Consider the following 14,017-nt stretch of genomic DNA (forward strand, 5'->3'; position numbering starts at 1 on the left):
CGCGCCGGAGCCTCCGGCGCGGGTCCGCGGGGGTTTCGGCACGTACTCGGGGCGATCCGGGAGCGTCGTCGATGTCACTCCAGGGCTCACGGAGAGGTAGGGTCGGAAGCGGTCGGGGACATCCCAAATAAAGCTCGCCGGTGGACAGGCCGGCGCACATACGAGGAGATCGGTTCGTGACGATCCGCGTAGGTATCAATGGTTTTGGCCGTATCGGCCGTAACTACTTCCGGGCCATGCTGGAGCAGGGGGCGGACATCGAGATCGTCGGTGTCAACGACCTGACGGACAACGCCACTCTGGTCCACCTGCTGAAGTACGACACCATCCTGGGCCGCCTCAAGGGCGAGGTCAGCCACACCGACGACAGCATCACGGTCAACGGTCACACCTTCAAGACGATGGCCGAGCGGGACCCGGCCAACCTGCCCTGGGGCGAGCTGGGCGCGGACATCGTCATCGAGTCGACCGGCATCTTCACGAAGAAGGCCGACGCCGCCAAGCACCTGGCCGCGGGCGCGAAGAAGGTCCTCATCTCGGCCCCGGCCAGCGACGAGGACATCACCATCGTGATGGGCGTCAACCAGGACAAGTACGACGCGGCCAACCACCACGTCATCTCCAACGCCTCCTGCACCACGAACTGCGTGGCGCCGATGGCCAAGGTCCTCGACGAGAACTTCGGCATCGTCAAGGGCATGATGACCACGGTCCACGCCTACACCAACGACCAGCGCATCCTCGACTTCCCGCACAAGGACCTGCGCCGCGCCCGCGCCGCCGCCGAGAACATCATCCCGACCTCGACGGGTGCCGCGAAGGCCACCGCCCTGGTCCTGCCGCAGCTCAAGGGCAAGCTCGACGGCATCGCGATGCGCGTCCCGGTCCCGACCGGTTCGGTCACCGACCTCGTCCTCGAGCTCGACCGCGAGGTCACCAAGGACGAGATCAACGCGGCCTTCCAGAAGGCCGCCGAGGGCCAGCTGAAGGGCGTGCTCGACTACACCGAGGACGCGATCGTCTCCTCCGACATCGTGAACTGGCCGGCCTCCTGCACCTTCGACTCCTCCCTGACCATGGTCCAGGGCAAGCAGGTCAAGGTCGTCGGCTGGTACGACAACGAGTGGGGCTACTCCAACCGCCTCGTGGACCTGACGGTCTTCGTCGGCGGCCAGCTCTGAGCCAGGGCTAGGAACACCACGATGTGAAGCACAGGGTCCGGGTGGCGCGACGAGGCGCCGCTCGGACCCTGTAGTTTTCCTGTCGTTCTTCGCCCCGCACGGGCGCCAAAGGAGTCATAAACAGCATGAAGACGATCGACGAACTTCTCGCCGAGGGCGTCTCCGGCAAGCGGGTCTTCGTCCGCGCCGACCTCAACGTGCCGCTCGCCGGCACCGAGATCACGGACGACGGCCGCATCCGCGCCGTCCAGCCGACCATCGCGAAGCTCGCCGAGGCCGGCGCCCGCGTGGTCGTGGCCTCCCACCTGGGCCGCCCCAAGGGCGCCCCGGACCCGGCCTTCTCCCTCGCCCCGGCCGCCCGCCGCCTGGGCGAACTGCTGGGCCAGGACGTCGCGTTCGCCACCGACACCGTCGGCTCCTCCGCCAAGGAGACCGTCGCCGCCCTCGCCGACGGCCAGGTCGCCGTCATCGAGAACCTCCGCTTCAACCCCGGAGAGACCAGCAAGGACGACGCCGAGCGCGGCGCCTTCGCCGACCAGCTCGCCGAGCTCGCCGACGTCTACGTCGGCGACGGTTTCGGCGCGGTGCACCGCAAGCACGCCTCGGTGTTCGACCTCCCGGCCCGCCTGCCGCACGCGGCCGGCTCCCTCATCGCCACCGAGGTCGGCGTCCTCAAGAAGCTCACCGCCGAGGTCGAGCGCCCCTACGTGGTCGTCCTCGGCGGCGCCAAGGTCTCCGACAAGCTCGCCGTCATCGACGAGCTGCTCGGCAAGGCCGACCGCATCCTCATCGGCGGCGGCATGGCGTACACCTTCCTGTACGCCAAGGGCTACGAGGTCGGCATCTCCCTGCTCCAGAAGGACCAGGTGGAGAAGGTCACCGAATACATGGAGCGGGCCGAGGCGACCGGCGTCGAGCTGGTCCTCCCGGTCGACGTCCTCGTCTCCACGGAGTTCCCCGACCTCAAGGGCAAGACCCCGGCCGACTTCGAGACCGTCGACGCGGACAAGATCCCCGCCGACAAGGAGGGCCTGGACATCGGCCCCAAGACGCGCGAGCTGTACGCGTCGAAGATCGCCGATGCCGCGACCGTCTTCTGGAACGGCCCGGTGGGCGTCTTCGAGCACCCCGACTACGCGAACGGCACGCGCGCCGTCGCGCAGGCCCTGGTCGACAGCGAGGCCTTCACCGTCGTCGGCGGCGGCGACTCGGCCGCGGCCGTGCGCCTGCTCGGCTTCGACGAGAACGCCTTCGGGCACATCTCCACGGGCGGCGGCGCCAGCCTGGAGTACCTCGAGGGCAAGTCCCTCCCCGGCATCGCAGCACTGGAAGGCTGACCCGTGACCTCTCGTACCCCGCTGATGGCGGGCAACTGGAAGATGAACCTCAACCACCTCGAGGCCATCGCCCACGTCCAGAAGCTCGCCTTCGCCCTCGCCGACAAGGACTACGACGCGGTCGAGGTGGCGGTGCTCCCGCCCTTCACCGACCTGCGCTCCGTCCAGACCCTGGTCGACGGCGACAAGCTGAAGATCAAGTACGGCGCCCAGGACATCTCGGCGCAGGAGTCCGGCGCCTACACCGGCGAGATCTCCGGCCTCATGCTGTCGAAGCTGAAGTGCACGTACGTGGCCGTCGGCCACAGCGAGCGCCGCCAGTACCACGGCGAGTCCGACGAGCTGTGCAACGCCAAGGTCAAGGCCGCCTTCGCGCACGGGATCACCCCGATCCTGTGCGTCGGCGAGGGCCTGGACGTCCGCAAGGCGGGCAACCAGGTCGCGCACACGCTGGCGCAGGTCGACGGGGGCCTCAAGGACGTCCCGGCCGACCAGGCCGAGACCGTCGTGATCGCGTACGAGCCGGTGTGGGCCATCGGCACCGGCGAGGTCGCCACCCCCGAGGACGCCCAGGAGGTCTGCGGGGCCATCCGCGGCCGCCTGGCCGAGCTGTACTCGCAGGACGTGGCCGACAAGGTCCGCATCCAGTACGGCGGCTCCGTCAAGGCTGGCAACATCGCCGCGATCATGGCCCAGCCCGACGTGGACGGCGCCCTCGTCGGTGGAGCGTCCCTGGACGCGGACGAGTTCGTGAAGATCGTCCGGTTCCGCGACCAGTGATCCCGTGCCGCTCGCCGCGATCACGGCGGTGAGTAGGCGGTAGGGCGGATCCGTCGTACTCTTGCGGGGGCCAGGGGGCTGAATCAGCAGCCACTGGCCCCCGCCTCGCCCCACTCAGGGCGGCAGCCAGGCCTCGATTTACCAGGAAAGTAGGATCCAGCCGTGATTATGGGGTTCTCGATCGCCCTGATCGTCTTCAGCCTGCTGCTGATGCTGCTGGTGCTGATGCACAAGGGCAAGGGCGGCGGCCTCTCCGACATGTTCGGCGGCGGCATGCAGTCCTCCGTCGGCGGCTCCTCGGTGGCGGAGCGCAACCTGGACCGCATCACCATCGTGGTCGGCACGTGCTGGTTCGCGTGCATTGTCGCACTTGGTCTGGTGCTGAAGCTCGACAGCTGACCGAGAAGTAACTCCGGCCATTGGACGCGCGTTGGGAGTTCCGTACACTGGGGCGCCCGCGGCGGACAATGACGACGCGAACGCGGCACCATTACGCAGGGAGTTACGACCGTGGCAAGTGGCAACGCGATCCGTGGAAGCCGGGTCGGAGCGGGGCCGATGGGTGAGGCCGAGCGCGGCGAGTCCGCGCCGCGCCTGCGCATCTCCTTCTGGTGCTCGAACGGGCACGAGACGCAGCCGAGCTTCGCGAGCGACGCGCAGGTACCGGACACCTGGGACTGCCCGCGTTGCGGCTTCCCGGCCGGTCAGGACCGGGACAACCCCCCGGCCCCGCCGCGGACCGAGCCGTACAAGACCCACCTCGCGTACGTGCGCGAGCGGCGTACGGACGCCGACGGCGAGGCCATCCTCGCGGAGGCGCTCGCCAAGCTGCGGGGCGAGATCTGAGCCGCGGTACACCGCATGACTTCCGGGCCCGGCCCGCGGGAGGCACCTCTCCCGCGGGCCGGGCCCGTTTGTGTCCGGTACGGGCGTCCTGATCCTTTAGGTTGGGGGGTGGCGGGGCACGACAGGACGGAAGAAGTGGGTTGATGTCCGAGACGAAGGCAAAGCTGAACCGGATCCCCGAATGGGCCGCGCTGGCCAAGCACCGGGAGCAGTTCGCAGACACTCACCTGAGGGAACTCTTCGCCGCGGACCCGGGCCGCGGCACCGGGTACACGCTGCGCGTCGGCGACCTGCACATCGACTACTCGAAGCACCTGGTGACCGACGAGACGCTGGGCCTGCTGCGCGATCTGGCCGCCGCGACCGGCGTGACGGAACTGCGGGACGCGATGTTCCGCGGCGAGAAGATCAACACCACCGAGGGGCGGGCGGTCCTGCACACCGCCCTGCGCGCGCCCGTGGACGCGGTGGTCGAGGTCGACGGGGAGAACGTCGTCCCCGCCGTCCACGCGGTGCTCGACAAGATGGCGGCCTTCGCCGAGCGGGTCCGCTCGGGGGAGTGGACGGGCCACACCGGCCGGCGCATCCGCAACGTCGTCAACATCGGCATCGGCGGATCCGACCTCGGTCCGGCGATGGCGTACGAGGTGCTGCGCACCTTCACCGACCGCGACCTGACGGTCCGTTTCGTCTCCAACGTCGACGGTGCGGACCTCTACGAGGCCGTGCACGGCCTGGACCCGGCCGAGACGCTGTTCATCGTCGCGTCCAAGACCTTCACGACCATCGAGACCGTCACCAACGCCACGTCCGCCCGGACCTGGCTGCTGGAGGGCCTCGGCGCCGAAGAGGCCGTCGCCAAGCACTTCGTGGCGCTCTCCACCAACGCCGAGAAGGTCGCCGCGTTCGGCATCGACACGGCCAACATGTTCGAGTTCTGGGACTGGGTCGGCGGCCGCTACTCGTACGACTCGGCCATCGGCCTCTCCCTGATGATCGCCATCGGCCCGGACCGCTTCCGCGAGATGCTGGCCGGATTCCGGCTGGTGGACGAGCACTTCAGGACGGCGCCGGCGGAGCAGAACGCGCCGCTGCTGATGGGTCTGCTGGGCATCTGGTACGGCAGCTTCTTCGACGCGCAGTCGCACGCGGTGCTCCCGTACTCGCACTACCTCTCCAAGTTCACCGCCTACCTGCAGCAGTTGGACATGGAGTCCAACGGCAAGTCGGTGGACCGGGACGGCAACCCGGTGGAGTGGCAGACCGGCCCGGTGGTCTGGGGCACTCCCGGCACCAACGGCCAGCACGCCTACTACCAGTTGATCCACCAGGGCACGAAGGTGATCCCGGCGGACTTCATCGGCTTCGCCGAGCCGGTCGGGGTGCTGCCGCCGGCCCTGGCCGCCCAGCACGACCTGCTGATGGCCAACTTCTTCGCCCAGACGCAGGCGCTGGCCTTCGGCAAGACCCCGGAGGAGGTGCGGGCGGAGGGCGTCGCCGAGCCGCTGGTCCCGCACAAGACCTTCCGCGGCAACCACCCGACGACCACGGTCCTCGCGTCCTCGCTGACGCCGTCCGTGCTCGGCCAGCTGATCGCCCTCTACGAGCACAAGGTGTTCGTCCAGGGCGCGGTCTGGAACATCGACTCCTTCGACCAGTGGGGCGTGGAGCTCGGCAAGGTCCTGGCCAAGCGGATCGAGCCGGCGCTGACCGGTGACGCGGAGGTCGGCGGTCTGGACGCCTCCACCCGGGCCCTGGTCGCCACCTACCGCGAGCTGCGCGGCCGCAGCTGACCGGATCGAGAAGGGCCCCGCTCTCGCAGGAGAGCGGGGCCCTTCGTCGTACGCGGTACGGCGGCTACGCCGACGCCGGCGGATACAGCGCCGGCGGGAGCTTCGCCGCCGCGGCCCGGTCGAGCAGCCACAGCGTGCGCACGTGGCCGTAGGCGCCCGCGGCCGGGGCCTGGACCTCGCCCGCGCCGCCCAGTGCGATGGCGACCGCGCCGGCCTTGTCCTCACCCGCGGCCAGCAGCCACACCTCGCGGGCCGCCCGGATGGCCGGGAGGGTCAGCGAGATGCGGGTCGGCGGCGGCTTCGGCGCGCCGTGCACGCCGATGACCGTACGGGCCTGCTCGCGCACGCCCGGCAGCTCCGGGAAGAGCGAGGCCACGTGGGTGTCCGGCCCCACGCCGAGCATCAGCACGTCGAACCGCGGCACCGGGCCGTGGTCCTCCGGGCGGGCCGCCCGGGCCAGCTCGTCGGCGTACGCGGCGGCCGCCGCGTCCACGTCCGCGCCGTACGGGCCGTCCAGCGCGGGCATCGCGTGCACCCGGGCCGGGTCGACCGGGACCGCGTCCAGCAGCGCCTCGCGGGCCTGGACGTGGTTGCGCTCCGGGTCGTCGGCCGGGACGTACCGCTCGTCGCCCCACCAGAGGTCGATCCGCGACCAGTCCACCGCGTCCCGGGCGGGGGCGGCGGCGAGGGCGGCCAGCAGGCCGTTGCCGTTGCGCCCGCCCGTGAGGACCACGGAGGCGGAGCCGCGGGCGGCCTGGGCGTCCACGATCCTGGTGATCAGGCGCGCGGCCGCGGCCTGGGCCATCAGCTCCTTGTCACGGTGCACGACCACCTGGGGGGTGCTCACGAGGCCACCGCCTTCTTGGCCGGGGCCTTCTTCGACGGCCCGGCCTTCGGGGCGGCCTTCCCGGCCGGAACGGGCTCGCCACCGGCCTCGGTCCCACCGGGCTCGGTGGCCTCGGCCTCGACCGCGCCCGCCGCCGTGTCGGCCGTGTCGGCCACGTCGGCCGGAGCGTCCGCGGCCCCGGCGCCCTGCGCGGAGCGGTCGGCCGCCGCGCCCTGCGCCTCCAGCCGCTCGACGCCGAACTTCAGCGAGGACTCGAAGGTGTTGTCCGGGTCCAGTCGCCGCAGCTCCTCGGCCAGCAGCTCGGCGGTGTCACGGCGCTTGAGCGCCACCGCGCGGTCCGGCTGCCCCGGCATGCACAGCGTCGCCAGCGAGCCGTCGGCCCGGTCGAGGACTATCGTGCCGCCGGCGCTCTCCAGCCGCACCGCGGTCAGGCCCGGGCCCGTCGAGCGGGTCCGGCGCACCGGGACGTCCAGACGGTCCGCCAGCCACATGGCCAGCAGCTCGCAGCTGGGGTTGTCGTCCTCGCCCTCGACGGTCGCACCGGTGACGGTGACCGTCTGCTGGTCGAGCGCGGCCGCCAGCATCGAGCGCCACGGGGTGATCCGGGTCCACGACAGGTCCGTGTCACCGGGGGCGTACGTCCCGGCACGGGCGGCCAGCTCCGCGTACGGGTCCTCGGCGGCGTACGTGTCGACGATGCGGCGCTGGGCGAGCGCGCCCAGCGGGTCGCCGGCCACGTCCGACGGCGCGCTGTCGGGCCACCACACCACGACGGGGGCGTCCGGCAGCAGGAGCGGCAGGACCACCGACTGGGCGTGGCCCGTCAGCTCCCCGTGCAGGCGCAGGACGACCGTCTCGCCGGTGCCGGAGTCGGCACCCACCCGCAGCTCCGCGTCCAGCCGCGTGTCGCGGCGGTTGCGGGGGGAGCGGGTGGCGCGCTTGATGACCACGATGATCCGCGAGGGGTGCTCGTGGGAGGCGTCCTTGGCGGACTTCAGCGCGTCGTAGGCGTTCTCCTCGTCGGTGACGATGACGAGGGTGAGCACCATGCCGATGGCAGGCGTGCCGATGTCCCGGCGCGCCTGCACCAGCGCGGCGTTGATCTTGCTGGAGGTGGTCTCCGTGAGATCGATCTTCATGGCCGGCGCCAGCTCCGTCCGTCTCGTGCGAGCATCTCGTCGGCCTCGACGGGACCCCACGTGCCCGCCGGGTAGGTGGCCGGCTTGCCGTGCGCGTCCCAGTACTGCTCGATCGGGTCGAGGATGTTCCAGGACAGCTCGACCTCCTGGTGGCGCGGGAACAGGTTCGCGTCACCGAGCAGGACGTCGAGGATCAGGCGCTCGTACGCCTCGGGGCTGGACTCCGTGAAGGACTCGCCGTAGGCGAAGTCCATCGTGACGTCCCGGACCTCCATGGAGGTGCCGGGCACCTTGGAGCCGAACCGCACCGTGACGCCCTCGTCCGGCTGCACGCGGATGACCAGGGCGTTCTGCCCCAGCTCCTCGGTCGCGCCGGATTCGAACGGCAGGTACGGGGCGCGCTTGAAGACCACCGCGATCTCGGTGACGCGGCGGCCCAGCCGCTTGCCGGTGCGCAGGTAGAACGGCACGCCCGCCCAGCGGCGGTTGTTGATCTCCAGGCGGATGGCGGCGTAGGTGTCGGTCTTCGACGCGGGGTTGATCCCGTCCTCTTCGAGGTAGCCGACGACCTTCTCGCCGCCCTGCCAGGCGGAGGTGTACTGGGCGCGCACGGTGTGCTTGCCCAGGTCCTCGGGCACCTCGACGGCGCTGAGGACCTTCAGCTTCTCGGCCACCAGCGCCTTGGGGTGGAAGGAGCCGGGCTCCTCCATCGCGGTCAGCGCGAGCAGCTGGAGCAGGTGGTTCTGGATGACGTCACGGGCGGCGCCGATGCCGTCGTAGTACCCGGCGCGGCCGCCGATGCCGATGTCCTCGGCCATGGTGATCTGCACGTGGTCGACGTACGACCGGTTCCAGATCGGCTCGAACATCGTGTTGGCGAAGCGGAGCGCCAGGATGTTCTGGACGGTCTCCTTGCCGAGGTAGTGGTCGATGCGGAAGACCTCGTCCCGGGGGAAGACCTCGTGGACGATCTTGTTGAGCTCCTGTGCGCTGGCCAGGTCGTGGCCGAACGGCTTCTCGATGACGGCACGTCGCCACGAGCCGTCCTTCTGGGCGAGCCCGTGCTCCTTGAGCTGCTGGACCACCTTCGGGAAGAACTTCGGCGGGACCGACAGGTAGAAGGCGAAGTTGCCGCCCGTGCCCTGGGCCTTGTCGAGCTCCTCGATGGTCGACGCGAGCGTCTCGAACGCGGCGTCGTCGTCGAAGTCGCCCTGGACGAAACGGCAGCCCTGCACCAGCTGCTGCCAGACCTCCTCGCGGAAGGGCGTCCGCGAGTGCTCCTTGACCGCGTCGTGCACCACCTGCGCGAAGTCCTCGTGCTCCCACTCGCGGCGGGCGAAGCCGATCAGGGAGAAGCCCGGCGGCAGCAGACCCCGGTTCGCGAGGTCGTAGACGGCGGGCATCAGCTTCTTGCGCGAGAGGTCGCCCGTAACGCCGAAGATGACCAGGCCGGACGGCCCCGCGATCCGCGGGAGCCGCCGGTCCTGTGCGTCACGAAGCGGGTTCGCTCCGTTTACAGACAAGGTTTTCAGGCCTCCGTGGGGGCGAGCTTGTTCAGCTCCGCCTCGGTCGACTTGAGCAGGTCGTTCCAGGACGCCTCGAACTTCTCGACGCCCTCGTCCTCGAGCAGCTGGACAACATCGTCGTACGAGATGCCCAGGGCCGCGACCGCGTCGAGCTCGGCGCGGGCCTGGTCGTAGGTGCCGCGGACGGTGTCGCCGGTGACCTCGCCGTGGTCGGCCGTGGCCTCCAGGGTGGCCTCGGGCATGGTGTTGACCGTGCCCGGGGCGACCAGGTCCACGACGTACAGGGTGTCCTTGTACGCCGGGTCCTTGACGCCGGTCGAGGCCCACAGCGGGCGCTGCTTGTTGGCGTGGGCGCGGTCCAGGGCGGCCCAGCGGTCGGAGGAGAAGACCTCCTCGTACGCCTGGTAGGCCAGGCGGGCGTTGGCGAGGGCCGCCTTGCCCTTGAGGGCCTTGGCCTCGTCGGTGCCGACCTTGTCCAGGCGCTTGTCGATCTCGGAGTCCACGCGGGAGACGAAGAACGAGGCGACCGAGTGGATCTTCGACAGGTCCAGCCCGCGCTCCTTGGCCTTCTCCAGGCCCGCCAGGTACGCGTCCATGACCTCGCGGTAGCGCTCCAGCGAGAAGATCAGCGTCACGTTGACGCTGATGCCGAGGCCGATGACCTCGGTGATCGCCGGCAGGCCGGCCTTGGTCGCCGGGATCTTGATGAGCGTGTTCGGGCGGTCCACCAGCCAGGCCAGCTGCTTGGCCTCGGCGACGGTCGCGCCGGTGTTGTGCGCCAGGCGGGGGTCGACCTCGATGGAGACCCGGCCGTCCTGGCCGTCGGTCGCGTCGTAGACCGGGCGCAGGATGTCGGCGGCGTCGCGGACGTCCGCCGTGGTGATCATGCGAATGGCCTCGTCGACGGTGACCTTGCGGGCCGCCAGGTCCTTCAGCTGCTGCTCGTAGCCGTCGCCGCTGCTGATCGCCTTCTGGAAGATCGACGGGTTGGTCGTCACACCGACGACGTGGCTCTGGTCGATGAGCTCGGCCAGGTTGCCGGACGTGATGCGCTTGCGCGACAGGTCGTCCAGCCAGATCGCCACGCCCTCGTCCGAGAGGCGCTTGAGTGCGTCTGTCATGGGAATTGCATCTCCTCTGGTGCCGGTGCCTGCGTCAGCGCGCGGCGGCGGCGATCGATTCCTTGGCGGCGGCGGTCACGGCCTCCGGGGTGAACCCGAACTCGCGGAACAGCACCTTCGCGTCGGCCGAGGCGCCGAAGTGCTCCAGCGACACGATCCGGCCGGCGTCGCCGACGTAGCGGTGCCAGGTCAGGCCGATGCCGGCCTCGACCGCGACGCGGGCCTTGACCGACGGCGGCAGGACGCTGTCCTTGTACTCCTGGTCCTGCTCCTCGAACCACTCCACGGAGGGCATCGACACGACCCGGGCCGGGATGCCCTCGGCCTGCAGCGCCTCGCGGGCGGCCACGGCCAGCTGGACCTCGGAGCCGGTGCCGATCAGCACGACCTGCGCGTCGCCGCCTTCGGCGTCGAAGAGCACGTAGCCGCCCTTGGCCGCGTCCTCGTTGCGCTCGTAGGTCGGCACGCCCTGGCGGGTGAGCGCCAGGCCGTGCGGGGTGCCCTTGCCGAAGACCTTGGTGTGGCGCTTGAGGATCTCGCGCCAGGCGATGGCGGTCTCGTTGGCGTCGGCCGGGCGGACCACGGCCAGGCCCGGGATGGCGCGCAGCGAGGCCAGGTGCTCGACCGGCTGGTGGGTCGGGCCGTCCTCGCCCAGGCCGATGGAGTCGTGCGTCCACACGTACGTCACCGGCAGGTGCATCAGGGCGGACAGACGCACGGCGTTGCGCATGTAGTCGGAGAACACCAGGAAGGTGCCGCCGTAGATGCGGGTGTGGCCGTGCAGCGCGATGCCGTTCATCTCCGCGGCCATGGCGTGCTCGCGGATGCCGAAGTGGATGGTGCGGCCGTACGGGTCGGCCTCCGGCAGCGGGTTGCCCTCCGGCAGGAACGAGGAGTTCTTGTCGATGGTGGTGTTGTTGGAGCCGGCCAGGTCGGCCGAGCCGCCCCACAGCTCCGGGATGACCGAGCCGAGCGCCTGGAGCACCTTGCCGGAGGCGGCGCGGGTGGCGACACCGGTGCCGGGCTCGAAGACCGGGAGCTTGTCCTCCCAGCCCGCGGGCAGCTCGTTGGCCTGGATGCGGTCGAACTCGGCGGCGCGCTCCGGGTTGGCGGTGCGCCAGGCGGCGAGCTCCTTCTCCCACTCGGCGCGCACCTCGCGGCCGCGGTCGAGGGCCTTGCGGGTGTGCGAGATGACCTCGTCGGAGACCTCGAAGGTCTGCTCGGGGTCGAAGCCCAGGACGCGCTTGGTGGCGGCGACCTCGTCGTCGCCCAGCGCCGATCCGTGGGCGGCCTCGGTGTTCTGGGCGTGCGGGGCCGGCCAGGCGATGATCGAGCGGGCCGCGATGAAGGACGGGCGCCCGGTCTCGGCCTTGGCGGCCTCCAGGGCCGCGTACAGGGCCTTGGGGTCGAGGTCGCCGTTCTCCTGCTGCGCGACGCGCTGGACGTGCCAGCCGTAGGCCTCGTAGCGCTTGAGGGTGTCCTCGGAGACCGCGGTCTCGGTGTCGCCCTCGATGGAGATGTGGTTGTCGTCCCAGAGCAGGACCAGGTTGCCCAGCTTCTGGTGGCCGGCCAGCGAGGAGGCCTCGGAGGAGATGCCCTCCTGGAGGCAGCCGTCGCCGGCGATGGCGTAGACCATGTGGTCGAAGGGAGAGGTGCCCGGGGCGGCCTCCGGGTCGAACAGGCCGCGCTCGTAGCGGGCGGCCATGGCCATGCCCACCGCGTTGGCGACACCCTGGCCCAGCGGGCCGGTGGTGGTCTCGACGCCCTTGGTGTGTCCGTACTCCGGGTGGCCCGGGGTCTTGGAGCCCCAGGTGCGGAACGACTTCAGGTCGTCCAGCTCCAGACCGAAGCCGGCCAGGTAGAGCTGGGTGTAGAGGGTCAGCGAGGAGTGGCCCGCGGACAGCACGAAGCGGTCGCGGCCGACCCACTCGGGGTCGGCGGGGTCGTGGCGCATGACCTTCTGGAACAGGAGATAGGCGGCGGGTGCCAGGCTCATCGCCGTACCCGGGTGGCCGTTGCCGACCTTTTGTACGGCATCCGCGGCCAGGATGCGGGCGGTGTCAACGGCCCGCTGGTCCAACTCGGTCCAGTCGAGCTCTGTGGTGGTCGGCTTGGTGCTCACCCTGGGTCAGGGCTCCTCTCCACATGTCGAATCCCGGTGACGAAGGTCACCGGTCTCCCGGTGGCCAAACGCGCACCGGTTGTGTTTCCGAGCCTACCGTCGACGGGGCGTGCGGCTATTCGAGTGCCCACCGCCCGTCCGGGTCGGATCGCGGGGTCGGCGCACCCCCGAGATCACACCCGTACGTGTGATCCGGTCGGTCCAACACGAGCCGACCCCCGCGCAGGGCCACGTATGGGCAACGTCTACAGTGGCGTGGTACGCGCAAGTCTTTACGGGGCATTCACGCCCGAAAGCTTGCTGGGAGTCTCTGTCAGGGGTGTGCGTGACGGCCGTCGAATCCCGTCCAGCGGGGGTGCTCGGGACGAGCCCCGGTCACCGGCCGTTCGGGGCCCGGGCCATGGGTTTCGTGGCTTTGACCAAGCCGCGGATCATCGAACTTCTGCTGATCACCACAGTGCCGGTGATGTTCCTGGCCGAGCAGGGCGTGCCCTCACTGTGGCTGGTTCTGGCGACCTGCCTCGGCGGTTACCTGTCGGCGGGCGGTGCGAACGCGCTCAACATGTACATCGACCGCGACATCGACGCGCTGATGGACCGCACGTCGCAGCGGCCGCTGGTGACCGGCATGGTCAGCCCGCGCGAGGGCCTGGTCTTCGGCCTCGTCCTGGCCGTGGTGTCGACCCTGTGGTTCGGCCTGCTCGTCAACTGGCTGTCGGCCGCCCTGTCGCTCGGTGCGCTCCTCTTCTACGTCGTCGTCTACACGATGATCCTCAAGCGCCGTACCGCACAGAACATCGTCTGGGGCGGCATCGCCGGCTGCATGCCGGTGCTCATCGGCTGGTCCTCGGTCACCAATTCGATGTCCTGGGCCGCGGTCATCCTCTTCCTCGTCATCTTCTTCTGGACGCCGCCGCACTACTGGCCGCTGTCCATGAAGGTGAAGGAGGACTACGCCCGGGTGGGCGTACCGATGCTCCCGGTCGTCGCCTCGAACCAGGTGGTGGCCCGCCAGATCGTCGTCTACAGCTGGGTGATGGTCGCCGTCTCGCTGCTGCTCACCCCGCTCGGCTACACCGGCTGGTTCTACACCGCCGTGGCGCTGGCGGCCGGCGGCTGGTGGCTGTGGGAGGCGCACGCCCTCCAGGCCCGCGCCAAGTCCGGTGTGACGGGCGGCAAGCTCAAGGAGATGCGCCTCTTCCACTGGTCCATCACCTACGTGTCGCTGCTCTTCGTGGCCGTGGCCGTGGACCCGTTCCTGCGCTGACGCCGTGGTCGCGGGCGCGGGCGGTGTGACCTCCGTCCCGCGCCGCGCCCCCTTCCTC

12 protein-coding genes are annotated in these 14,017 nt (G+C 70.3%); 7 read left to right on the top strand and 5 right to left on the bottom strand.

Features of this window, described 5'->3' with window-relative positions:
• Positions 1 to 176 precede the first annotated feature (176 nt).
• The 6 genes from gap (at position 177) to pgi (ending at position 5,937) form a co-directional block, all read left to right on the top strand.
• Positions 177 to 1,181, top strand: a complete 1,005-nt coding sequence (gap, locus tag ACIQCH_RS32325) for a type I glyceraldehyde-3-phosphate dehydrogenase (RefSeq protein WP_402586810.1) — start codon at positions 177 to 179, stop codon at positions 1,179 to 1,181.
• Between the two features lie 125 nt (positions 1,182 to 1,306).
• Positions 1,307 to 2,518 carry a phosphoglycerate kinase gene (locus ACIQCH_RS32330; RefSeq protein WP_402586812.1) on the top strand — a complete coding sequence of 404 codons (1,212 nt, stop codon included), beginning with the start codon at positions 1,307 to 1,309 and terminating at the stop codon, positions 2,516 to 2,518.
• A 3-nt stretch (positions 2,519 to 2,521) separates the two neighbouring features.
• Positions 2,522 to 3,298 carry a triose-phosphate isomerase gene (tpiA, locus tag ACIQCH_RS32335; protein WP_402586814.1) on the top strand — a complete coding sequence of 259 codons (777 nt, stop codon included), beginning with the start codon at positions 2,522 to 2,524 and terminating at the stop codon, positions 3,296 to 3,298.
• A gap of 168 nt (positions 3,299 to 3,466) precedes the next feature.
• Positions 3,467 to 3,697, top strand: a complete 231-nt coding sequence (gene secG, locus ACIQCH_RS32340) for a preprotein translocase subunit SecG (RefSeq protein ID WP_402586874.1) — start codon at positions 3,467 to 3,469, stop codon at positions 3,695 to 3,697.
• Positions 3,698 to 3,808: 111 nt separating this feature from the next.
• Positions 3,809 to 4,144, top strand: a complete 336-nt coding sequence (locus tag ACIQCH_RS32345) for an RNA polymerase-binding protein RbpA (RefSeq protein ID WP_007263454.1) — start codon at positions 3,809 to 3,811, stop codon at positions 4,142 to 4,144.
• 143 nt (positions 4,145 to 4,287) lie between these two features.
• The gene (pgi, locus tag ACIQCH_RS32350; protein ID WP_402586816.1) at positions 4,288 to 5,937 is read left to right on the top strand and encodes a glucose-6-phosphate isomerase; all 1,650 of its coding nucleotides are present in this window, start codon (positions 4,288 to 4,290) and stop codon (positions 5,935 to 5,937) included.
• Between the two features lie 64 nt (positions 5,938 to 6,001).
• Here the strand turns inward: pgi and pgl are convergent, their stop codons facing one another.
• The 5 genes from pgl to tkt are packed head-to-tail and all read right to left on the bottom strand — an operon-like array spanning position 6,002 to position 12,692.
• Complete coding sequence (gene pgl, locus ACIQCH_RS32355; RefSeq protein ID WP_402586818.1) at positions 6,002 to 6,784, bottom strand: 6-phosphogluconolactonase; 783 nt, start codon at positions 6,782 to 6,784, stop codon at positions 6,002 to 6,004.
• On the bottom strand, positions 6,781 to 7,923 hold the full coding sequence (opcA, locus tag ACIQCH_RS32360; protein WP_402586820.1) for a glucose-6-phosphate dehydrogenase assembly protein OpcA: 1,143 nt from the start codon (positions 7,921 to 7,923) through the stop codon (positions 6,781 to 6,783). The genes pgl and opcA overlap by 4 nt, the downstream gene beginning before the upstream one ends.
• Positions 7,920 to 9,446 (bottom strand): glucose-6-phosphate dehydrogenase, encoded by a 1,527-nt coding sequence (gene zwf / locus ACIQCH_RS32365; protein WP_402586822.1) that lies wholly within the window; start codon positions 9,444 to 9,446, stop codon positions 7,920 to 7,922. The genes opcA and zwf overlap by 4 nt, the downstream gene beginning before the upstream one ends.
• A gap of 5 nt (positions 9,447 to 9,451) precedes the next feature.
• On the bottom strand, positions 9,452 to 10,570 hold the full coding sequence (gene tal / locus ACIQCH_RS32370) for a transaldolase (RefSeq protein WP_402586824.1): 1,119 nt from the start codon (positions 10,568 to 10,570) through the stop codon (positions 9,452 to 9,454).
• Between the two features lie 34 nt (positions 10,571 to 10,604).
• Entirely contained in the window at positions 10,605 to 12,692 is a 2,088-nt protein-coding gene (gene tkt, locus ACIQCH_RS32375; protein WP_402586826.1) for a transketolase, read from the bottom strand.
• A 319-nt stretch (positions 12,693 to 13,011) separates the two neighbouring features.
• Between tkt and ACIQCH_RS32380 the strand changes: the two genes are divergently transcribed.
• On the top strand, positions 13,012 to 13,959 hold the full coding sequence (locus ACIQCH_RS32380; protein WP_402586828.1) for a heme o synthase: 948 nt from the start codon (positions 13,012 to 13,014) through the stop codon (positions 13,957 to 13,959).
• Positions 13,960 to 14,017 lie beyond the last annotated feature (58 nt).

The sequence above is a fragment of the Streptomyces sp. NPDC093225 genome (assembly GCF_044753805.1).
In the GTDB taxonomy this organism is placed as follows: Bacteria; Actinomycetota; Actinomycetes; order Streptomycetales; family Streptomycetaceae; genus Streptomyces.